This is a genomic window from Burkholderia sp. E168m23 (assembly GCF_016586125.1).
GTDB classification, from domain to species: domain Bacteria; phylum Pseudomonadota; class Gammaproteobacteria; order Burkholderiales; family Burkholderiaceae; genus Burkholderia; species Burkholderia orbicola.
Genome location: NZ_BCPP01001568.1, coordinates 1 through 811, shown reverse-complemented (window position 1 = coordinate 811; position 811 = coordinate 1). Strand labels below are relative to the sequence as shown.

The following is an 811-nucleotide window of genomic DNA, read 5'->3' as shown; positions in this document are numbered from 1 at the left end:
AATAATCGATTTTGCGCACGCGTAATCGAATTTCAACCGAAACGCCCGATCGTAAGCGTTTTCGTGCAGTCGACGACGGGCTTCGGCAACCTCACGACCACTCTTCCGGCGGCATCTCGCCGCGGTCATCCTCCCACAGCGGTTTCGCCGCCTCCTCTCCGCGGCTCGGTGTCACCGGCCCATTGCCGCTTGCACGACCGTCACCGCGCTCACCCCGCCGCGCCGCGTCGCGCGGCGCCGCCTGCGGGCGTTTCCGGGTGCGCGTCGGCGTCACGGTCCGCTGCCCGTCGCGGCGACGTTCGTCCGTCGATCCCGCATCGTTCGTCTGTCGTGCATTCGAAGCTGTAGCCATGCTGTTCTCCTGAGTCATCGAAAACAAACCGGTCGCTCGCATGCAGCAATTTCAATGCCGCCGCTCGGGCAAGCGTCTTGCTACCTCGATTCGACCAAAACCTTCCGGAGGAGACGATGCCGACGAATCGCAACACGCCGCCCGCCACCCGCCGCCGCCTCGGCGGATGGATGGCCAGCGAGGAAGCGCACATGGCCGCGTTCCGCGAAAAAATCGCGGCCGAAGCGCGCGCGCATGCCGGCGACCGGTTGCGCACGCCGGCCGTTCAGGAACTCGCGCGGCTGTTCGACGACAACGCCGTGCTGCGCATGAGCCTCACCCGCGCGATCGACGAAGCGCGCGAAGCGGGATACCGGCTCGGCTACGCGTCGATCGGCGAGCTGATGACGGTGCTCGACCATCTGATGACCTACACGCCGCCGTTCAGCGAGGAAAGCCTGATCGTGTGCCCGGTGAACG

General features: G+C 66.0%; 2 protein-coding genes. One reads left to right on the top strand and one right to left on the bottom strand.

The features are described 5' to 3' along the window. Window positions 1–91: 91 nt before the first annotated feature. On the bottom strand, window positions 92–352 hold the full coding sequence (locus JMF90_RS38945) for a hypothetical protein (protein WP_175781564.1): 261 nt from the start codon (window positions 350–352) through the stop codon (window positions 92–94). 116 nt (window positions 353–468) lie between these two features. Here JMF90_RS38945 and JMF90_RS38940 point away from each other — a divergent pair. Next, window positions 469–811: phophatidylserine decarboxylase associated domain-containing protein (locus JMF90_RS38940; protein ID WP_201326529.1), on the top strand; the 343-nt coding region annotated here is incomplete at its 3' end.